Source organism: Pseudomonas sp. GL_135 (assembly GCF_057834665.1).
Genome location: NZ_CM174408.1, coordinates 5,598,751 through 5,619,851, shown reverse-complemented (window position 1 = coordinate 5,619,851; position 21,101 = coordinate 5,598,751). Strand labels below are relative to the sequence as shown.

Annotated in this window: 16 protein-coding genes; 11 read left to right on the top strand and 5 right to left on the bottom strand. The window is 59.6% G+C overall.

The features are described from left to right. Positions 1 to 25 precede the first annotated feature (25 nt). The 10 genes from gcvA to AC3ISG_RS24820 all read left to right on the top strand — a co-directional run bounded on the left by gcvA (position 26) and on the right by AC3ISG_RS24820 (position 10,853). Positions 26 to 934, top strand: a complete 909-nt coding sequence (gene gcvA, locus AC3ISG_RS24865; protein ID WP_122534246.1) for a transcriptional regulator GcvA — start codon at positions 26 to 28, stop codon at positions 932 to 934. A gap of 406 nt (positions 935 to 1,340) precedes the next feature. Next, the gene (locus AC3ISG_RS24860; protein ID WP_122534245.1) at positions 1,341 to 1,784 is read left to right on the top strand and encodes a cupin domain-containing protein; all 444 of its coding nucleotides are present in this window, start codon (positions 1,341 to 1,343) and stop codon (positions 1,782 to 1,784) included. Beyond that, complete coding sequence (locus tag AC3ISG_RS24855) at positions 1,784 to 3,292, top strand: methionine--tRNA ligase (RefSeq protein WP_489298213.1); 1,509 nt, start codon at positions 1,784 to 1,786, stop codon at positions 3,290 to 3,292. The genes AC3ISG_RS24860 and AC3ISG_RS24855 overlap by 1 nt, the downstream gene beginning before the upstream one ends. A 20-nt stretch (positions 3,293 to 3,312) precedes the next feature. Further along, positions 3,313 to 4,437, top strand: coding sequence for an NAD(P)/FAD-dependent oxidoreductase (locus tag AC3ISG_RS24850; RefSeq protein WP_489298212.1), 1,125 nt, complete (start codon positions 3,313 to 3,315; stop codon positions 4,435 to 4,437). After that, positions 4,434 to 5,381: an ABC transporter substrate-binding protein gene (locus AC3ISG_RS24845; protein WP_489298211.1), complete on the top strand. Its 948-nt coding sequence runs from the start codon at positions 4,434 to 4,436 to the stop codon at positions 5,379 to 5,381. Before AC3ISG_RS24850 ends, AC3ISG_RS24845 begins: the two co-directional genes overlap by 4 nt. A 54-nt stretch (positions 5,382 to 5,435) precedes the next feature. Then, a complete protein-coding gene (locus AC3ISG_RS24840; protein WP_489298210.1) occupies positions 5,436 to 6,794 on the top strand; it encodes a SidA/IucD/PvdA family monooxygenase in 1,359 nt (452 codons plus the stop codon). Further along, a complete protein-coding gene (gene sbnA / locus AC3ISG_RS24835; RefSeq protein ID WP_489298209.1) occupies positions 6,791 to 7,810 on the top strand; it encodes a 2,3-diaminopropionate biosynthesis protein SbnA in 1,020 nt (339 codons plus the stop codon). Before AC3ISG_RS24840 ends, sbnA begins: the two co-directional genes overlap by 4 nt. Continuing rightward, on the top strand, positions 7,803 to 8,810 hold the full coding sequence (sbnB, locus tag AC3ISG_RS24830; protein ID WP_489298208.1) for a 2,3-diaminopropionate biosynthesis protein SbnB: 1,008 nt from the start codon (positions 7,803 to 7,805) through the stop codon (positions 8,808 to 8,810). Before sbnA ends, sbnB begins: the two co-directional genes overlap by 8 nt. Beyond that, positions 8,801 to 10,600: an FAD/NAD(P)-binding protein gene (locus tag AC3ISG_RS24825; protein WP_489298207.1), complete on the top strand. Its 1,800-nt coding sequence runs from the start codon at positions 8,801 to 8,803 to the stop codon at positions 10,598 to 10,600. The genes sbnB and AC3ISG_RS24825 overlap by 10 nt, the downstream gene beginning before the upstream one ends. A gap of 76 nt (positions 10,601 to 10,676) precedes the next feature. Further along, entirely contained in the window at positions 10,677 to 10,853 is a 177-nt protein-coding gene (locus AC3ISG_RS24820) for a hypothetical protein (RefSeq protein WP_489298206.1), read from the top strand. 661 nt (positions 10,854 to 11,514) lie between these two features. On the opposite strand, the gene AC3ISG_RS24815 is transcribed toward AC3ISG_RS24820, so the two are convergent. From AC3ISG_RS24815 to lpdA, 5 genes are all read right to left on the bottom strand, one after another. Then, positions 11,515 to 12,228 carry an ABC transporter substrate-binding protein gene (locus tag AC3ISG_RS24815; RefSeq protein ID WP_122534237.1) on the bottom strand — a complete coding sequence of 238 codons (714 nt, stop codon included), beginning with the start codon at positions 12,226 to 12,228 and terminating at the stop codon, positions 11,515 to 11,517. A 207-nt stretch (positions 12,229 to 12,435) separates the two neighbouring features. Then, a complete protein-coding gene (locus AC3ISG_RS24810) occupies positions 12,436 to 13,719 on the bottom strand; it encodes a hypothetical protein (protein ID WP_489298205.1) in 1,284 nt (427 codons plus the stop codon). Between the two features lie 13 nt (positions 13,720 to 13,732). After that, positions 13,733 to 15,037 carry an O-antigen ligase family protein gene (locus AC3ISG_RS24805; protein WP_489298204.1) on the bottom strand — a complete coding sequence of 435 codons (1,305 nt, stop codon included), beginning with the start codon at positions 15,035 to 15,037 and terminating at the stop codon, positions 13,733 to 13,735. A 455-nt stretch (positions 15,038 to 15,492) separates the two neighbouring features. Continuing rightward, positions 15,493 to 17,112, bottom strand: coding sequence for a glucan biosynthesis protein D (locus AC3ISG_RS24800; protein ID WP_122534234.1), 1,620 nt, complete (start codon positions 17,110 to 17,112; stop codon positions 15,493 to 15,495). Positions 17,113 to 17,305: 193 nt separating this feature from the next. Then, positions 17,306 to 18,706, bottom strand: coding sequence for a dihydrolipoyl dehydrogenase (gene lpdA / locus AC3ISG_RS24795; protein ID WP_489298203.1), 1,401 nt, complete (start codon positions 18,704 to 18,706; stop codon positions 17,306 to 17,308). Between the two features lie 419 nt (positions 18,707 to 19,125). On the opposite strand from lpdA, the gene hflK reads away from it, so the two are divergent. Next, the gene (hflK, locus tag AC3ISG_RS24790; protein ID WP_489298202.1) at positions 19,126 to 21,093 is read left to right on the top strand and encodes a protease modulator HflK; all 1,968 of its coding nucleotides are present in this window, start codon (positions 19,126 to 19,128) and stop codon (positions 21,091 to 21,093) included. Positions 21,094 to 21,101: the final 8 nt, after the last annotated feature.

The window sequence follows — 21,101 nt, the reverse complement described above, 5'->3', positions numbered from 1 at the left end:
TAGATTTTCTTAACCGAGGTCAGGCATGAAATTCCCGCCCCTGCACGCGCTGTTGTGTTTTGAAGCGACGGGGCGCCACGCCAGCATGAAAGGCGCGGCCGGTGAGCTGTTTGTGACCCCTGCGGCCATTAGCCAACAGATCGCCAAGCTCGAAAAAGCCGTTGGCGTCACGCTGTTCATCCGCAACACCAAACGCCTGGAGCTGACGGCCGAGGGCAAGATCTACCTGCGGGCCATTCGTCCCGCGCTCGGGCAGATATCCGACGCCACCCAGCGTCTGATGAGCGACAACGGCCCCAATACAATCACTGTCAGCTGCACCAGCGGCTTTGCGATGCAATGGCTGCTGCCCCGCCTGCCTGATTTCCAGGCCATCTGCCCCGGCATCGAGGTGCTGATCAGTACCACCAATCGGCTGGTTGATTTGCTCGGCGACGGTGTCGACTTCGCCGTGCGCCACGGCCTGGGGCGTTACCCCGGTCTGGAAGTGGAGATGCTGATCAACGACCGACTGCAGCCTGTCTGCAGCCCCTCTCTGCTGCCGGATTCCCGGTATCTGTCCTCGCCCATTGACCTGAAAAGCTACAACCTCCTGCACGACGAACACCGCGAAGACTGGGCGTTATGGCTCCGTGCAGTGGGTATCGAAGATGGCGAGGCCGCTGTTCACAAAGGTTCGGTGTTCGTAGATTCCAACGGGGTCATCGAGGCTGCCCTGGCGGGAATGGGCATTGCGCTGGTGCGTCGTTCGCTGATTCGGGAAGAGCTGGCGTCCGGCCGATTGGTCGTACCGTTTCGCGCGACGATCGACACGCCGATTGCCTACTACCTGGTTTATGACGAGACGGCCATTCTTCCCAAATCCAGCAAACAGTTTCGCGACTGGCTAGTGTCTCAGGCCGTCGCCAGTCAGCGTGAATTCACCACGCGATAGTTCGCGATCATCCACCCTCGATTCTGCGTTGTGGCCACTGACGTTTTCCCGGCTAAAGCCGGTCCTGCAGTAATTATGTGTAGGACTGGCTTTAGCCGGGAAGCGGGCAGTGCGTACACCCTCAATTTCTGCGGTGTCATAAAGCGTTGGTTAGTTATCAACGCAGTTAAGTCCTGCTTCAGTGTCCGCGGGTGATACACCCGCGCTGATAAATCCAGTCAACTTACTGATTATTCAAATAATTTAGCCAACGCCTGTTAAGTCAAACTTAACCGCTGCTTGCGGATTTCTAGTTTGCCCACTGGGGCACTTTTCTTCAGTTTATCCCTTAACTGGCACGCGCCCGTCAGCTCAGTCTGGCGCCGATAAAACAGCGAGCAGGATGCTCTGGCTGAAGGAAAACCTCATGACTGATTTCGATATTTTTCGCCCTATGGCGTGGGACAAACTGGTTCATGAATATGACCTGGATGGCGCAAGGTTACTGCCGTGGAACGGCTATCCGACGCCCATCGGCGGTGGCTGGTGCGTCGTGCGACCCCACACCAAATCCTTGTCGCACACCCAGATAGACCAGGAATTCTTTATCGGCATCAAGGGTACCGCTCAGTTGATCGTGGGAGATCAGACCTACCCATTCACCATGGGTGACATCGCGGCCATTCCCAAACACACCGATCACTATGTGTTCAACAACACTGACGAAGACTTCCACTTCTACGTCGTGTGGTGGGATCGAGATTCCGCCAACCGCTTTCTCGATGAAGATGCCCGGCAGGCAGTGGCCTCCAATGAGTTCGTCCTGCACAAGGCGACGGTTCATGACGTGTCCGATCAGAGGGCGTCGTGATGGGCAAGTTACTCGTGACGATCACGCCGCCCACGCCAAATGGTGATTTGCATATCGGTCATATGGCGGGGCCGTTTCTCGCGGCAGATATCTTCACCCGCGCCCAACGTCAACGCGGTCACGATTGCACCCTCGTCTCATACTCCGATGACTATCAGTCCTACATGTTGCGGCGAGGAATCGAGCTGGACCGGGCCCCTCAAGCACTTGCGCTGGAGAACACCGACAAGATCAACGACACGCTGAAGAAGATGGGGATTGAAGTCGACTTCTGGATGCGCCCGTACGGCAACAGCTACTTCAAGAATGCCGTCGAGGAGATGTACGAGCACGCGGTAAAGGCGGGGGCCATTTACAAAAAAGTCAGCCAGGAACCGTATTGCGAAGACTGTGATAAGTGGGGCTACGAAGCCTTTGGGCGGGGCAACTGCGACCACTGTGGCTCGGACTCGGATGCCAGCCAGTGCGAAGAGTGCGCGCACACGCCCAATGCCTCGAAAATGAGCAACTTCCGCTGCAAGTTATGTGCGACGCCCATGATCTGGCGTCCCATTGAGCGTGAATTTCTGGCGCTGTCGAATTTCCGCAACCACCTCAAAAGCACGTTCGAACATGCGCCACTACGGCCATTCATTCGCCGTTTCCTGGAGGAGGAATTCGAAATCGGTCCGGCGGACTGGGGCATTACCCGGCCTTACGATGGCGGGCTGGATCTCAAGCCCGATGGCAGCCGGCGCATACACACCTGGGTCATGGGCCTGTCCGGTTACTTGGCGGCCTTTCGCGAATACCTCAACGAACACAAGCTTGCGCCGTGGGAGTACGACGAATACTGCCGCTCCGGCAAAGGCCGCCTGGTGCACTTTCTGGGCTATGACTGCGCCTTCAGCCACATGATGGTTTACCCGTCGCTGCTGCAGACCATGCACGGCTATCGCATGCGCCAGACCTTCTACACCAACCAGTTCCTGACCTTGAACGGCAAGAACCTTTCCACCAGCCGCAACTATGCGATCTGGGCGCGGGACCTGGTGGCCGACGCCTGCACTGACAGCGCGCGCTTCTATCTGGCGTTGATCGCGCCGGAGCAGGACACCGATGACTTCGATGTCCAGAAGTTCTCCGCCTGGCGTGAACACACCTTCAATGAGGTCCTGGCCAAACTGGCCACCCAGGCTGAGCGCGAACGGGTGGACGGCGACAGCCTGAAAGTCAGTGCGGCAGACGCTGCGGCCCTCAAGATTCTGGTCGCGCGCTGGTTCGAAGCCACGTCGGTGGATCATTTCAGCATGAAGGGGCTCGCCGTGCTGCTGTCGGACATCATCAACGCCGCCCGTGATCGTCAGACCCTCGGCAAGCGGATTCTGCCGTACATGGCGCTGATCGGTGCCATCGGGGCGCCGGTGTTCCCGGATCTGGCGAAACAGATCCTGCGCTATTGCCGCTTTACTGAAAAAGAAGTCCTGCAGCAGCTGGTGTATGTCAGCGCGGTCGAGTACGAAATCTGACCGAGAGGCGCGCGACGACGATGAAAACTTCATTTGATGTGATCGTGATCGGGGCCGGCATCATGGGCGCTTCGATCGCAGCGGCGCTGGTTGAAAGCGGCCTCGATGTGGCGCTGATGGAGAAAGGCATCGCTGGCGCCCAGGGCGCAACGCGGGACACGGGCGGCATCGTTCGCGGTCTGGAGCTGGACGCCGCGCTGCGTCCGTTGACCCGGCGCGGATCACTTTACGGCAATCCAGGCATCGTCCACGCCTTCTACGAAAGCGCACTGAATCGCAGTGGCGTCGCTTACATCGCCAGCGCCGAAGTGTGCGGGCAATACCTGGAGGCGGTGGACAGCCAAGGCTGCGAGGGCATTGAACTGCACGCCTCCGTCGATGCATTGGATAACGGCCGTTTCTCGCCATTCTGCGCCGGGGAATGCCTGCTTATCGAACGCAATGGCGGCACGGTGGATGCCCGTGTCACGGTTTCGAACCTGTGCCGCTACGTCAGTGAAAAAGCAACGTACCTCGATCACCTTGCCGTGGATCGCTGCGTCGAACTGGACGGCCATGTTCAAGTTCATGCCGGCAAGCTGTGCCTGGAAGCGACGTGGTTGGTCGATGCCTGTGGCGCCAGCGGCCCTTTGCCCCGGCCGAGCAACGCCGTGCACGCGCGGACGATCCCCTTCACGCGTTTCGGCTGCGACCAGGCTCCGAGCATGCCGATCGTTGCTCACCATCTGAATACCTACCTGCTGCCGCTGGGACGCAATCTTGTGCAAGTGGGCGGCCAGCGACGGCAGCGCGCAGAACATGCGGATCAGCTGAACATGGCGCCGCTGGATAACGAGCAAGACGTCATGGACCGCGTCTCTCGTCTCGGCTACGACCGGCACCACAGTTTGCCGGTGGTCACACAGGTCGGCTGGGATGCGTACACCGAAGACGGTCGCCCGCTGATCGGCCGTTCCAGCGCCAAGAGCCACGTCTTTGTAGCCACCGGATTTTGCGGGATCGGCTTCAAAATGGCACCCAATGTTGCAGAGCTGCTGGCATTCGAGCTGGGCGGATTGATGTCCGGCGTGTCGATGGATGCGGCTTATAGATCGGTCATGGAAGCGTTCCGCCCTTCGCGGTTCGCAGAGGTGGTGTTGTCATGATGCGCCTGGGTATCTGCGCGGCCCTCGACGTCGGCACCACACTGCACGCGCGCGGTTTCTTGCGCAGCGTGTACCTGTCCAGTCACCTGTTCCCCCATGTACGCCGCGCGCGCCATTTCTATTTTGATGACGGCGCCAGCGCTGACGGCGGCCGTGCGGCGGCAAGGCATTTCATCGACGCGAAGGTGGATGCTGTGATTGGTCATTTTGCTTCGGACTCTGCCGCAGCAGTTGTTGAAAGTTATGCACAGGCCGGAATTCCGTTGATCCTGCCCGCGTCCACCTGCGCAGCCTTGACCGACGCCGGGAAAACCACGTTCCGCATTTGTGCGTCTGACCGACTGTTGGCCACACGCCTTATCGAATTTGCCAAAGCTGAAGGCCTGAACAGGCTCGCTTTGTTCACTGACCCGAGCCTGCATGGGCGTCAACAAATGCATGAACTGCGTGAGGCAGCGCAGTTATCCACAGTCGAAGTGGTCGACGATGTGAATATCGCCAATGCCATTGTATTTTGCGGCCGCTTGAAAGCCAGTCGGCAGTTTCTTGTGGACAACCGCGCTTCCAACTGTGGATTACCCATTTTTTTTACCGATGACGCTGCTTCACCGGCGCTGGTGGAAGGATTGGAAAGAACCGGCACGGTGTTCGTCATCAGCTTTCCCATGGCGGGAGATCTGGCAGAGGCGCAGTCATTCGATGCGACTTATCAACAGGTCTACGCCGAACACGCGCCGGTTTACGCCGTCGAGACGCTTGCAGCGTTTGCCTTGGTGGACCGAGCCGCCGCTGATCAGCGCGAACTGCTGGACGCGCTACGTTTTGATCACTTTGCCACCCCTGCCGGCCCTGTCAGCTTCCGCGACGGGGAGAACAATCACGCACGGGTTTCGCTGTGGGTTTACACCGACGAGCACGCCCATGAACGACGTCTGCTGTGTTGAAGCGGCCTGCCCAAACGCTTGCCACGTCTTTTGAAACTTTCAGGAAGAATAACCATGACTCAGTATGAAACCGATGGTGTGCGTGAATCGCTGGACGTCATTTCGGTCGGCTTCGGCCCGGCCGGTATCGCTCTGGCCTGTGCGCTGGAAGATGACGCGGAAGACAACGGCAGAAAGCCTTTCCAGCGCGTTTGCTTCTTCGAAAAAGGGCGTGATTCAACGTGGCATGGCGCGTTTCTGCTGGCCGGTACAGACATCAACCACCATGTGTTTCGAGACCTGGTGACGCCGCGCAATCCGCGCAGTCGATTTTCCTTCGCCATGTACCTGAAGGAGAAGGGGCGGCTGTACAAATTCGGATTGCTCGGACGTCCGGCCAGCCGGGTCGAATGGTCCGACTACATCGCATGGGTCGCTGCGCAACTCCAGGACTACGTTGCCTACGACGAAGGCGTGCTCGATGTGTTACCGGTGGCGGAAAAGGGCATCCTGAAGGGCGTGGATGTCGTAACGGCCAAGGGCGCTTATCGCACCAAGCGGCTGGTGCTTTCCCACGGCAGCCTGCCCCGGATACCGAACGCATTCAGCCCGCATCTCGGCGGTCGTGTCTTCCACACGTCCCAGTACCTGAAAAACATCCACCTCGGCGGCGGTCCGATCGCGCAACGCTGGCTGGTGCTGGGCTCGGGTCAGAGCGCGGGCGAAGCGGTGACGCACTTGCTCGGTGCCGCACCCACCACACAGGTGCATTCGGTGCACCGCGGTGTGGGTTTCAAGGTGGGGCAACTGGGGCAGTTCCCCAACATGGCGTTCCTGCCGGAGCACGTCGACTATTTCCACGACCTGGAGCCGGGCCGCCGCAACCGGGTGTTTGAAGAAATCCGGTCGACCAATTACGCAGGCATCGACGTCGACGAGAGTCAGTCGCTTTACTCCTTCCTGTACGAAGGCGAGGTGACGGGCCACCGACGTCTGAACCTGCACGCATGGTCCGAAGTGACGTCGGTGGAAAAAGTGGGCGATGCCTATTCGGTGGTGCTGCGTGACAGCAATACCGGCGTTGAAACCGTGCTGTACGTCGACGGGATTGTCCTGGGCACCGGCTACGAACAGCTCGCAGTGCCGCCGCTGCTGACCCTGCTGCAACCCTGGCTGGTGCGCGACGAGGACGGCACGCTTGCGGTCGACCGGCATTACCGCGTTGCCCTGCAGCACAGCGAGGGCGTGCAGATTTTGGCCAACGGCACGTCGGAAAAGACCCACGGCATCAGCGACGCTCAGTCATTTTCCATGGTCGCCCTCCGTGCGCAGCACCTGACCGATGCGTTGCTGGCGACCCAGCCCCGGCAGCGCGCGCCGGTGGTGACCATGCCGAGCTACACCCGGCCTGCACGCATCGAGGCACGGCCATGAACTTCATTTCCCACATCGTCGGCGATTCAAACTTCGTCAGGGTAAAAGGCCTGGGTTTTGAAAACCTGCACCTGAAGCTTGAGTCCTGCAACCCTGCGGGCTCGATCAAGATGAAGACGGCCATTGGCCTGATCGATTCCTACGCCGAGCGCCGACTTATCCACAAGGACACCGTTCTCATCGAGTCCTCGTCCGGCAACCTCGGCGTTGCGCTGGCAATGATCTGCGCCGAGCGCGGCTACGCGTTCTGCTGCGTCGTCGACCCCAACACCAACCTGCACAACATCAAGATGATGGAAGCCTTCGGCGCACAGATCGTCATCGTCACGGAGCGCGATGACAACGACGGTTATCTGGGCACGCGCATTCGGTACATCCGCGATGCCGTGGCCCGTGATCCCCGTCATCTCTGGCTCAACCAGTACAGCAACCCGGCCAACGCCAAGACCCATGAGCACACCACGGCACGGTCGATTCATATCGCGTTTCCGGCGCTGGACTATCTGGTCGTCGGGGCTGGCACCACCGGCACCTTGATGGGCTGCGTGCAGTATTTCCGCAAGCATTCGCCGCGCACCAAGATCATCGCGGTAGACAGCGCGGGTTCGGTAACTTTCGGTCAGGCGCCCGGTCCGCGCTTCATTCCTGGACTTGGCTCCAGCCAGATGCCGCCGATATTCCGCGCCCACCACTTGCACAAGCAGCAAGTGGTGGATGAGCGCGCCACTGTCGCCATGTGTCGCTGGCTGGCGAAGTCGAACGGCGTGCTGGCGGGCGGTTCCACCGGGACCGTGGTGGCCGGGTTGGCAGCGCCCTCGCTGGGGATTCCCAAAGACGCCGTTGTCGTGGCGATTTCCCCGGATGCCGGCGAGCGTTACCTTGAGACGATCTACAACGATGAGTGGGTGATGCAGAAGTTCGGACGTGCCGAGCTGACTGCGCTCAGCTCGCAAACGATCACGCGGTATCTGAAGCAGTACGTCCACACGTTCGAGGGAGAAGCGCTGAATGTCTGACTTTCACGTGATCCCCGGCGCTGTCATCAAAGACATCCTCGACAGCCACGCCCACGACATGGTGCGACGCATTGAGCAGGTGTATCTGCAGCACCATGACGGCCAGACGCTCAACCCGGACAGCTATTTCCTGCGTTTCCCTCAACAACCTGCCAACCGGATCATCGCGCTGCCGGCGGCGCTGGAGGGAGAGGATGCCGTGGCCGGGATCAAGTGGATCTCCAGCTTCCCCGGCAACGTCGCTCAGCAGAAGCCGAGGGCGTCAGCCGTGGTCATCCTCAACGACCGCGAGACTGGCTATCCCTTCGCCTGCCTTGAAGGTGCGCAGATCAGCGCAGTGCGAACGGCTGCTTCGGCGGCGTCGGGCGCTTACTGGCTCAACGGTCAGTCACGTAAGGCTGCATGCGTAGGATTTATCGGGGCTGGGGTGATTGCCCGCACCATCGCGCGAATGCTCAGCGTTGAAGGATGGGACATCGGCCACGCCGTTGTTCACGACTTTGACATGGCGTCTGCAGACGCTTTGACAGGCTTTATCGAAGGTGTCGACTTATGCACAGCCCGGACTGGCTCGCTGGAACAGGCGTTGGCAGCCGATCTGGTGATCTTCGCCACCACGGCCGGCGAGCCTTACGTCAAACCGCCTATGGCATTTCGCGCCGGGCAGGTTGTGCTGAACATTTCGTTGCGGGACATCGCGGCCCAGTTGCTGTTAGAGGCGAACAACCTCTGCGACGACGTCGAGCACTGCATGAAGGCCAACACGTCGCCGCATCTGGCAGAGCAATTGACGGGCAGCCGCGCGTTCATGAACGGCACGCTGGCCGGCCTTATTCGTGGCGAGGTCGAGCTTGATCCCGTAAAGCCCTCGATTTTCTCGCCGTTCGGCCTTGGCGTGTTGGACCTGGCCCTGAGCAAATTCATCGTCGACACCGCACTGGCAGAGTCTCGTGGCGTCGCCATCGAATCGTTCTTCGGAGAAACCTTGAGATGGAACTGAGTGCAGTGCTGGCCGGCGAAAAGTTATCCCCAGGGTCGGATAAACCCGCCATCAGAATCGGCATTGTCGGCTGCGGTTCACGCGGGCTGACGGTGCTGGAGCGTATCGGTGCGCTGGCGGCTGGCACGACGCGGGGCATAGAGGTCAATGTATTCGACCCTCAGCGTCCGGGGCCAGGTCTGCACGCTGTCGATCAACCCGAATACCTGATGCTCAACACCGTCGCCTCGCAGATTTCGATGTTTCCGGACACGGCCGCCCTCAATGGTCACACGGGACGAAAAGGACCGAATTTTTACGAGTGGTGCCTGCGTTATAAATCTTCACGCAGCGTACAGCCCAATGAGTTCCTGCCGCGCAGCTGGCTGGGAGAGTACCTGGCGTGGACTTACGAGGAAGTCATTCGCAGTCTGCCGACAAACGTGCGCGTCATTCATCATCCTCACGCTGTGGATAACATAGAGCACACCGATATGGGCCAGTTTGTACTGTCCACAGCCAAGGTGGAGCGTGCTGTGGATTGGCTGGCAATCACAGTGGGTCATGCGCAGCGGTTGCGGGATAAGCGTGGGGAGCTGCCCAGATCGTTAGCAACGGACCGCCACGCTAATTCGCCTCATTTCGGGTTATCCACAGAAGCGGTTGGCATCGAAGGACTAGGCTTGACCGCCATGGACGTCGTTGCCGATTTGACGGTCGGGCGCGGAGGCCAATTCAGCAAACGAGCGGAAGGCTTACTCTACGAGCCGAGTGGGCGAGAGCCACGAATCTACATGTTCTCGCGCAGCGGTCTGCCGTACCGCACACGGCCGGACATCGTGCCCCATCGGACCTCGAATGCGGCGCTGATTTTTACATTGTCGGCGGTCGCTGATCTGCGAGCGGAGTACCCTGCCGGCCTGGATTTCGAGCAGCAGGTCTTGCCGTTGATCAAAGCTGAAATGCTTGCGGAATACTTCGGGATGATCGCGTCTCAAGAGGGTGAATCGCCAGTGAGGATCAAAGCGGACGTTGCGCGCGCTTATTACTCAGGCCGGCTTGAAACCGTGTCGTCAGAAATGACAGCACGTTTCAACTCGCCGCCACTGGACCAGGCTGTGTATAACCCGCGCATGTCGATCATGAAATCTGCTGACTACGCCCAGGCCATGCGCGCATTCATCGAGCGCGACATCGGGCAGAGCAGTTTGGGACTTGATGCAAGCCCGATTAAAGCCGCGGTTGAAGTGTGGAGAAGTTGTCGTGAGCAGCTCCGCCGCGTTGTGGATAACCGGGGGCTGACAGCTGATTCAAGCCGTGTTTTTTTCGGAGAGTACGCGCCGCACGTCAATCGAATGGTGGCCGGGCCGCAAAAGGAACGTCACCAGGAGCTGCTGGCTTTGGCCGACGCAGGAATTGTCCATTGGGTGCGCCATGCTCAAGTTATCCACAGTGTCGATGGAGCGGGGCCCGAAGTGGTACTCGCGGGCAATCTGGCGATGCCTTTACCTAGAATTATTAAGGCTCACGTCAGCACTGCCTGTGACATATCGTCGCTGCCAAAGATCATTCGCTCGTTAAAGAGCAACGGAATTATCCACAGCCTGGCCAAGAACGGTGAGGGCGTGCTTGTAGACAGTGAAGGCAGGGCACAACCGAATCTGTGGATAACCGGCCCACTGGTGGAAGGGTCGACCTACTACAACCACTATGTCCCATCTTCGGGCAGTTATTCCCGTGCCTTTGTCGATGCCGACCGAATTGCTCGTGAAATGTTGGGGTTGAATGTTGAGGTCAAATCGGAGGTTTAGAGGCTATCTTCAGCGCTCTACCGCATTCGCGCATAGGAGACGCCTAGAAAGGCTTGGTGGCGATGACCTCTAGAGCATGCTGCTGCTTCAGCATCCACGAGGCGGATGCTCTGCACCGAGCTTCTACCAGTCCGATGATGATGCAGAAGTCGGCTTGGAGATCTCGACTGAAAATAGGTTCGTGGTGGGCAATGCGATTTCTGAGCAGTCGCACGTTGTTCAGGTTTTCAAATATCTACTTGCGGTTTTCTGAGGTCGTATTAGCGGGCTCCAGGTTGGGAAAGACTTGGATAAGACACGAGTTCCAGCTTCGATCGTCATGTCGGCTGGTAAACATTTTCTCCCAGAATACGAATTTTAGTTCGGCGACAATCTGGCCTGCAGTGCTGCGCTTCGACTTAAGGCGCTGCAGGTCTGTTAGCGGGTTATAGCCGGGGCCTGCGCACCGAGGAAGGCTGCGTTCGAAGCCAGAACTCCATGGCCAGGAGGGTCCGTGAATTAGTTCTAATGCGTCAGCAACGGCGTTGCGAACAACGACTTCACATATATGCAGGGGTGTGAGCAGTGCGCCCGATACGCGAGCGTTCCAAGCGTAAAGTGCCAAAGCCTCTTCCCCCCCGAACCCGGCAGCCGCAGCCGCACTTCGATACGTTGCCATCCGAGCCGATGAGAGGGTGGTCGAGACAGCGCAGGCTTTTTGCATTGACTTGATAAACCTATGTCCATATAGTTTTTTCACTAGCCACGGGATACGCGGGTGCATGCACCTCCCCCCGAGGACAGACGAAGTAACAAGAACCCTACCTCTCGGTGGGGTTTTTTTTTGAGGTCGGCATTGTACTTTCCAGGTCTGGGATGCGCGCTGCCTACTGTTCCAAGGTTACAAAATGGCTGGCTCATTGATCGGGCTGCTTTCACTTCGCCCTCTGCATCCCCGGCAAGTACTTGCGTCGAATGCGCTCCAGTTCACCCGTCTTGTTCAGACTGTCGATCGCGCTGTTGATCCGCGGTAACCACGAGGCGTATTGCGGCTGAAGCTTGAACACCAGCGGCGCTTCGCTGAGTCGTGCGCCCTGGACGAACTGGCCGGGATCGAGATCATTGCTTGAAATCAGCTCATCAAAGATGTCGTCGACCATGGCGATGGCGTCGACGCGCTTGCTCTGGAGCAGCTTGATTAGCGCCTCGTCTTTGGAGGTTTCCAGCCGGGTCAGGCGGCGCTTCTCGATGGCCGGGTCCAGGGCCCGGTAGTTGTAGCCCCGAACCATGCCGATGGTCAGGTGCTCAAGTTGGGCGATGGTCTGACCGCGCGCAGGGTGATCGGCCAGAAAGTAGAGGTGCTCTTTGACCGTGGAGTAGGGTTTGGAGAACACGTATCGGCGTTGCTCTTCAGGGCCGTTCCAGATCAGCGAGTCAGCGTAGTTGATATCAATCTCGCCCTTGCGCAGCATCGACTGCAGGCGGTTGACCGGGTAGGTGACGAAGGTAACGTCCAGGCTGGCCAGCTTCATTACACGTCGCGCGATGTCGATGGAGATCCCTGCCAGATGACCGTCCTTGTCTTCGTAGGCATAGGGCTTCCACTGGGCTCCGCCCGCGACATACGGCTCAGCCACGGCTGGCAGCATGAGCAGCCCAAGCACACAACCAACGATGAATCTTCCTCGAAGCCCCATACGTTCCCCCGGCAGCGTGTCTGCCCCTGATCGTAAGGTAGCAGCAAGACATGTCCAGTAAATGTCGTATTGCCACTATTCGTCGCTGCAGCACATAAAAAAACCCGCGCTGACAGGGTCAGGCGGGTTGGCACAGGTGCGGTCGTCAGGCGTCGCGGCTCAGACGTCAGGGCTCAGGCGAATGATTTTCGGAAACTCCGTCAGCGTCAGCCGGGCCGAGCAGCGCTGGGCATCGCACACCCACTGCTGCGGGGCGTCGGTCATGCCTTTGTCTGGCGTTTGCGTATCGAGGATGCGCATCGGTCTGTTTTTCATGGCTGGAGCGCTGATGGTGACTTCGTGCTCGCGACCGCTGACCCAGGCCACCAGAATCCGCTCGCGGCCATTGCTGAATACCAGTTGGAAGACGCCGTCGGACTGCAGGCTGTTAGCCGACTCGTAGGTGAAATCAGGCAGGTAAGGGCTGATGGCCTTGAGCACCGAATAAGCCGGTTTCGCACGGAGGTTGATATCGAGCAGGCCGAAGTTGTGCTCCTGCTCGGTACGGTTGGTGCCATCGTTGATCAGGTCATACCACCACATGCCTTTGACGTTCGGCAGCGTGCGGATGAGGAAGTAAGCGCGGGCCAGGTATGCGGACTGGCGCTCGGGGCTGACGCCGCAATTGCCATTGTGGCTCGGCCAGCTCATCTCGGTCAGATACAGCGGGACAGGCCTGCCGACCTTGGCGGTGATTCGACGGTCCAGATCCCGCATCCAGCCGACCCAGCTTTCCGGCGTGTTGCGGTAGCTGCCTTCGCAGTGCACATAGGGATGCAGCGAGAGGCCATCGGCGTACTTCATCACCCCCGCGGCCAGAATGCGGTCGACAAAGCCACTCTTGATACCCAGGTTCGTTACGGCCCCGGCGAGTATGAGCGCCTGGGGATTGTTTTTGCGGATGATGGGTGCCGCGTCACGGACCAGCGCGACGTAGTCATTGCTCAGGCGCGCATCAGCCGGGCCGTCCAGGTCCCACTCGTTCCAGACCTCGTAAAACTTGACCGGATTGCCCAACTGGCGAGTGAGGTAATCCACGTAGTTCAGGTAAGGGATCTTGACCTCAGGCTTGCGCGGCTTTGCGCCGCCCTGATATGAGCTGCCGTATCCCAGAATCACCATCGGCGTGAGATTCAGTCCCTTGGCAGAGCTCAGCCATGCGCGCCACGGCGCAATGATCTGCATCTGGCCCCGCACCGGTTCGGCCGTAGACCAAAAGGCGTCATCGCGTATCGATTTGACGCCCGCCTCGCTCGCCATCTGGAGGCTGCGCAGCGGTTGTCCGGTGTTATTCATAGAATGGGTGGCAACGCCGACGATAAACGGCTCGGCCAGCGCGACGTTGGCGGCGAACAGGGCTGCAATCATTGCCAGAGCGCTCAGGCCGATGCTGCGGATGCTCATAGGGTTGCCTCGATCAACTCAGACCCGGCAGGCCGTTCCATGTGGGTACCTCATGGGGCTTTGGGGCCGGCAGCCTGCCCCGCGATTTCATGGCCAGCGCATGCCCGATGGCCATGCCCAGGAACATGTTGGCGAGGGTCACTTCCAGCGTATCGGTCGTCCAGCTGACAATGCAGATGCAGAAACCTGTCACCAGCAACGCCTGGCCGTAGCGGCTGGCACTGTCGGCCAGGATGAAAAACAGCGGGATGTGCAGGGAGTAGAGAAACAGCCCGGCCAGACCAAACGTCGCCCACAGGTAAACCACGGTGCTGTCGGACACCATGAAGATGTCAGCGCCGGGAACCGGGAAGGCGGCCACGGCGCTGCCAACCAGGCCGAAGCCCACACCGGTGAACGTTCGATCATCGTCCATCAGCGTCCGAATGACGTTGGGCCAGGTGTTGATAAGTCGGTCGTAGATGGACGCCAGCGAACTGGTGGCCGAGATCTTGTTGGGATCGAAGTCGGTCATCATCGCCACGAAGGGCAGCGACATACCGAGTACGACCGCGACAAGGATGGTCGCCCGGGCCGTCCAGCGAAACCGCATCATCATCAGCAGACCGGTTCCGCCGATGAACGCCAGTGCTGGCGCTTTACTTGTGGTCAATATCACCCCGGCGAAGCCGATCACGCAGACCGTCAAACCCAGCAATTTCGAGCGCAGGGTCGCCATCAGGTAAAGGCTGAGAACCGAGATGATGATGGCCAGTGAGCTGGAAATCCGCGCAAAACCCGCCGGGCGGTCCATGTCTTCGGAGGTCCATGCCGTGTTGGCGCTCAGCTCGGTACCGCCGACGGTGTAGCTGTAGCCCTTCCACGGCAGACTGACATACCGGTCGAGGGCAATACCGCCCAACGAAGCCAGCAGGCAAAAGGCAATCGCCCACATGAACAGGCGCTTGTGGCGAATGATCTGGTCGCCGCAGGCGATCCCGAAAAGCAGCGGGCTGATCCCGTACAACGCGAATGCGAAATTCCCGGCCTGGGCGCCATTCAGCGCTGCCCATCCTGCCGACAGCAACAGCACCAGCAGGCTCAGCCAGACGCCCGGCCCGGCCTTGAAACTGCGCAGTTCAAGTGCGAAGAACAACAGACACGCGATCTTCGGTGCGTAGAGCAATACGGAAATCCCTGCCTGATCCAGATAGAAACGCAGGGCCCCGTTGAAGGTCTCCACCAGCATCAGGCTGATCGCAACCAGCGCGATTGCTGTGGATTTATTGAATGAAAGCAATGAAGGTTTTTCAACGTAAACGGGGGAAGTCGACATCATGTGCAGCCCCTCGGGAGCATTTGTACGTGTGATAAGCGTCAGCGTGCGAAGCAAAACGCCGTGCGGGAAAGGCGACTCCCCGGGCAGCGCGGGTGTAGCCATCGACGGCGTGCAATCGCGATGATTTGGGTGGTCGCAGCGGGAGAATGAAGGGCTTTTCGGTTCCCTTGCGAGCGGCGCGACAGGGGTATATCAGCCGCAGATCGGAAGGCTGTCAATCAATTAGTCAAATTTTCAGACGTATTTAATCAGCGCTAAATATCGGCGCTTGTAACCTGTTGATTTTATTGGGGGATAGAAAATTGGCGCTGTTAAAAAGAGAGGAATTCGACGGCGGTTAACGAGTTTCTATGACTCGTTTTCGTTACAAGTGCGGCGTATCCACCGCTGAGTATTCAGCGGGGAATACGCCATTTCCCAAGATTGAATCGCGCTACGCCATTAGCCGGTCACGCTCACGTGTAGCGACGCTTGTCCGCTGCGGGCGGGAAATACTGGTACAGCCAGGTCTCGCTCAGCGTGCGATCACCGGTTTTGATGAACATGCGCATTTCCACCGGCTCCACGGAATCGCTGGTCGGGTACCAATCGAACGTCACGCGGAAACCCTTGATGTCCGGGAGCACCAGCACATTGAAATCCTGGACTTTGCCGTGGGACACGGTGACCACTGGCTCGATGCCCGAACCTTCCGGCAACCGGTCCAGCCCGCCACCGTTGAAGTCCACGGCGAAACGGCGCGCCCAGACGTCCGGGTAGTGCTCGCCCGGTGCCCAGCCTTCGATGAAACCGCCCATGCCCGAGCGCGTGGCGTGCACTTGAGCCAACGGCGTGCTGACCGGGGGCAGGGGGCTCCAGTAGAGCTTGTAGCCGTAGTTCATCGACATGCCGGCCTTGACCGGCACTTTCGGGTTCCAGAACGCGACGATGTTATCCAGGGTTTCGCCGGTGGTTGGCAGTTCCAGCAGATCGATGGAGCCTTCGCCCCATGCCGTCGTCGGCTCGACCCACAGGCTTGGCCTGCGGTGGTACCAGTCCACGGTGTCCTGATAGGTTTTGAAATCGTGGTCGGTCTGCACCAGGCCAAAGCCCTTCGGGTCTTTGTCGGCAAAGGCGTTGAACTGGATCTTGGCCGGGTTATTGAGCGGACGGCAGATCCATTCGCCATTGCCGCGCCACATGGCCAGCCGGTCGGAGTCGTGGATTTCCGGGTGAAGGGTGTCGCACATGCGGCGTTCGTGCGTGCCGCAGCTGAACATGCTGGTCATGGTCGCAATGCCCAACTGCTCGATGTCAGCCCGCGCATTGATGTGCGCGTCGATGTCCATCACCACGCGGTCAGCCTGGCAGTCGATGTCGAAGCGATACGCGCCCGTTGCACTGGGAGAGTCCAGCAGCGCGTAGACCACAAACCGTGTGGCGTCTTTGGTTGGCTTCTCGAACCAGAACTGTGTGAAGTCAGGAAATTCTTCAGGGCTGTGGGCGTAGGTGTCGATCGCCAGACCCCGGGCGGAAAGACCGTATTGCTTATTGCTGTCGATGGCGCGGAAGTAGCTGGCGCCCAGAAACGACAGGATGTCGTTGATCGCGATCTCGGGGGCCTTGAACAGCTTGAAACCGGCGAAGCCCAGGTCGCCCTTGAGCTGACTCTGGTCGATGCGACTGGCTTCGTAGTTGAACAGCTCGGGGCGGAAATGCACTTCACGCGCCTGCTGGGTTGCCGGGTCGACGCTGTACATCCGCACCGGGGTCTTGAAGCCCGCGCCGACGTGGAAGAAATGCACGTCCAGTTGGCCTTTCACGTCATTCCACAGTGAATGGCCGGCGTCGTACTTGATCGCGTTGAACTGCTGAGGCGTCATGTTCGCCAGGGTAGGCGGCAGTGTCTGCTTGGTGCTGACGTAAGGCTTGCCGGCCATCTGTTTGGCGTTGTCCTGCAAGGTCTTGAAGTCAAAGTGTTCGATGTCGCCATCGGCCGCCGCAGCCAGTGCGCGTGCCGCGTAAAGACCTGAGGCGGGCAGCGCGCTGTAGGCTGCCAGCGCCATGGACGCTTTCAAGAGATTCCTGCGATTCATATGGTGAAGCCTCTGAAGATGCTGTGCCTTCCTGCACGAAAAAGTGCGCTTTCCCAATCCTTGCCGAACGCAAATTACCAACAAACAGATAACAATCTCGGCATCTTGTTCGCGCAAAGGGAAAAAAATCGTTTCAGGGCACAACCGATTTCGCTTCAACGTGTTGCTCGCGCGGCCGATTTGGCCGCGCATTTCAAGCCTGGGTGGTATGCCCCCCGACAGCCATCGCTGCCTGCCGCAGCGCCTCAGACCGTGTCGGATGGGGGTGGCAGGTCAGGGCGATGTCCTCGGCAGAGGCGGCGAACTCCATCGCCACGCAGTACTCCGCGATCATCTCGCTGACGCTGGGGCCGACGAGGTGTACACCGAGAATTTCATCGGTGCGCTCATCCGCCAGCACTTTCGCGAAGCCGTCCGTTTCGTGATTGACCTTGGCGCGGCTGTTTGCGCTGAACGGGAATTTGCCGACTTTGTAAGCGCGACCTTCCTCCTTCAGCTGCTCTTCCGTCTTGCCGACGCTGGCCAACTCGGGCTGGGTGTAGATGACGTTGGGGATCAGGTTGTAATTCAGCTCACCCTTCTTGCCGACGATTCGTTCGACACACACGCCGGCTTCATCTTCCGCCTTGTGCGCAAGCATCGGGCCGGACGTCACGTCGCCAATGACCCAGATGCCATCTACCGCCGTTCGATGCCCCTTGTTGGGCAAAACGCCGCGCTTGTCCACCTCCAGGCCGACGGTTTCCAGGCCCAGCCCTTTCGTCACCGGGCGACGGCCGATGGACACCAGCACGTAGTCCGCTTCGATTTGCTCGGCTTCGCCACCGGCGGCGGGTTCGACGGTCAGGGTGACGCCGGTTTCCGCAGCGACGGCTGAGGTGACCTTCGAGCCGAGTTTGAATGCCATGCCCTGACGCGACAGCGAGCGATGCAGCGTCTTGCCCGCCTCAAGGTCCGTGCCGTGGGCGACATGGTCGAGAAATTCGATCACCGTCACCTTCGCCCCCAACCGGCGCCAGACCGAGCCCAGCTCAAGACCGATGACCCCCGCGCCAATTACCACCAGATGCCTGGGCACCTCGCTCAACGACAACGCGCCGGTGGAATCGAGAATGCGTTTGTTATCGATGGTCACGCCTGGCAGGGGCGTCGGCTCGGAGCCGGTGGCGATGATGATGTCTTTGGCGGTCAATTCGGTTTCGGCACCCGCAGCGTCGGTGACGATGACCTTGCCGGGCCCTGAGAGGCGGCCCCAGCCTTTGATCCAGTCGGCTTTGTACTTGCGAAACAGAAACTCGATGCCCTTGGTCAGGCCCGTCACGCTTTCGACTTTTTGCGCCATCATCTGGGTCAGGTTCAGCGTCGGCGTGACCTCGATGCCGAGCTTCTTGAATGCCTCGCCGGTCGCCGCTTCATACAGCTCGGAGGCATGAAGCAACGATTTCGAAGGGATGCAGCCTACGTTCAGGCACGTGCCGCCCAATGTTTCACGGCCTTCGATGCACGCCACTTTCAAGCCTTTCTGGCCCGCATGGATCGCCGCGTTGTAGCCGCCGGGGCCGCCACCAATGATGACAACGTCGTAATGACTCATGAACGTACTCCTTCAGGGAATCGACAATGGAGGGAAGCGTAGCCGTGTCTGGGCAAATGTCGCTCGTCAGCAAGGTCGCTTAGATGATGGGTGTAATATTTCTTCCCGAGCACTTCAAAGTCAAGTGGGTGGACCCGTCGCTATTCCCCGCGCATCTCGTAGGACCGGCTTTAGCCGGGAAGGCGCACTCCTGTCTGTCTAGGGATTCAAACCGATATGACGGCAGGCGACATTTACCTGTCTGCTGGCTGTCTGACCCCGCATCCAGCGCTGCGCAAACGAATAATCAGACGAAAATTTCACGACTTCTGTTATATCGTAACGCCCTGTGTCAGCGTGGCTTGGCGCCGCGTAATTGCAACGCCGGAGAGTGGGCGGAAGGGTAATGATTACAGCGTTATACGGGCTTTGGAGTTGCAATGCGGGTTGATCTGGATGATGAGGGCGTTGCACCGGCGAGCCTACCGAGGTTTCAGCAGGCGGCTGTTCAATCGACACGTCTTTCACGGCTGACGTATCTGACAGGCGCAATGGGCATCATCGGCCTGGTGGTGTCGCTTTTCGTTGACCTTTTTTCTCCCAACTCGCTGTGGACGGCGGTGCTGACCAACAGCGCCGCGAGTCTGCTCGTACTGGCCGGGGCGTTGCAGTCGGTCCACGTGGTCAGCCAGTGGCGCGCCGGCGTCATGGCACCGCCCTCTGCGGCTGCCTCTGACGATGAAGCGCTGCTTAATGGCGATGAGCAGGGCTGGTACGACCGTGTGCTCGGACGCATCAGCGGTGCTGGCACTTCGATGGTCGGCCAGGTCGGATTGCCAGTGTTCTGGCTGGCAGGCTGGGCGTTGCTGTCGCTGGTCAGCATTGGCCTGATCTGGAACCTTGCCTTGGCAGGCAGCAATGTCGGCCTCGTCGGTAACGTAGTCGGCGGATTGCTCCTGTTGATCGCATTTGCGCTGCTGGTGCTGGAGCGGCAATTCAGCAATGAGTCCGACGCCAGTTGGCCTGAAGCCGAGCAGCTGGCGCAGATCACCAAGGTCGCCATCGGGACACTACTGGTCACCGCGTTGTGCCTGTTTTTCTCTTCCGCTGATCGCGTATGGCCCGCCCGGCTTGCGGTGTTGATCGGCCTGTTGCCTGGTCTGGTCGCCGTCGAGTTACTCATCCGTGCCTTCTTGTCCGTCTTTAGCCCGCGCAACGAACGCCTTGAACCGCGCCTGATCGCCAGCAGCTTCGTTGCCGGCCTGTTGCGCTGGCCGCCGCGTCCGCTGCTGGCGCTGCAAAACGAACTGCACAACCGCTTCGGCATCGACCTGCGGCAGATCTGGGCGTTTACCTACATGCGCCGCGCCTTTCTGCCGGTGATGGCGGTCATCGTGGGTTTGGGCTGGTTGCTGAGCGGTGTTCACGAAATCCCCATGCAAGGCCGTGGCATTTACGAGCGGTTTGGCAAACCGGTTGAAGTCTTGGAGCCAGGTCTGCACGCCGGTCTGCCCTGGCCCTTCGGAACAGTGCTGGCGGTGGAAAACGGTGTGGTTCACGAGTTGGCGACCAGCGTTTCGGAGGGGGCGGGCGCAGAGCAGACCCTTGACTCTGCCGAAGGCCCGCCGCCTGCCATTGCCAACCGGCTGTGGGACGCCACACACATCAATGACAAATCGCAAGTGATCGCCAGCGGTTCCGGTGATAAGCAGAGCTTCCAGATCGTCAACATGGACGTGCGCTTTGTGTATCGCATCGGGTTGACGGACGAAGCCGCGCTGGCCGCGACTTACAACAGCGCCGACATCCCCAGTCTGATTCGCAGCACCGCCAGCCGCGTGCTGGTACACGACTTTGCATCCCGCACTCTCGACGAGTTACTTGGCGAGCAGCGCAATGATCTGTCGGCCGACATCGGCGACGCCGTACAGCGCGACCTGAAAAAACTCGACAGCGGTGTAGAGATTCTCGCCACCGTGGTCGAGTCGATTCATCCGCCAGCAGGTGCGGCCAACGCCTATCACGCGGTCCAGGCCGCTCAGATCAGCGCTCAGGCGTTGATTGCCCGAGAACGCGGCGCGGCGGCCGATCAGGCCAACGTGGCGCAATTACACGCCAGCATGGCCCATGACCAGGCGGCCGCGAGTTCGCGGGAAGTGATGGCAACGGCGCAAGGTGCGGATTTGCGTTTCAGCGCCGAACAGCAGGGCTACGCCAAAGCGGGCCAGGCATTTCTGCTGGAGCAGTACTTCAGTCAGCTGACCCAGGGGCTGACCCACGCCAAGTTGCTGGTGCTGGATCATCGGCTTGGCGGCACCAGCGCGCCGACCATCGATTTACGATCTTTTACCCTCCCGGTCGACCCCGCATCGTCGACTCAATCAGCTGACCAGCCCTCGGCTGAATAAGGAGCCTT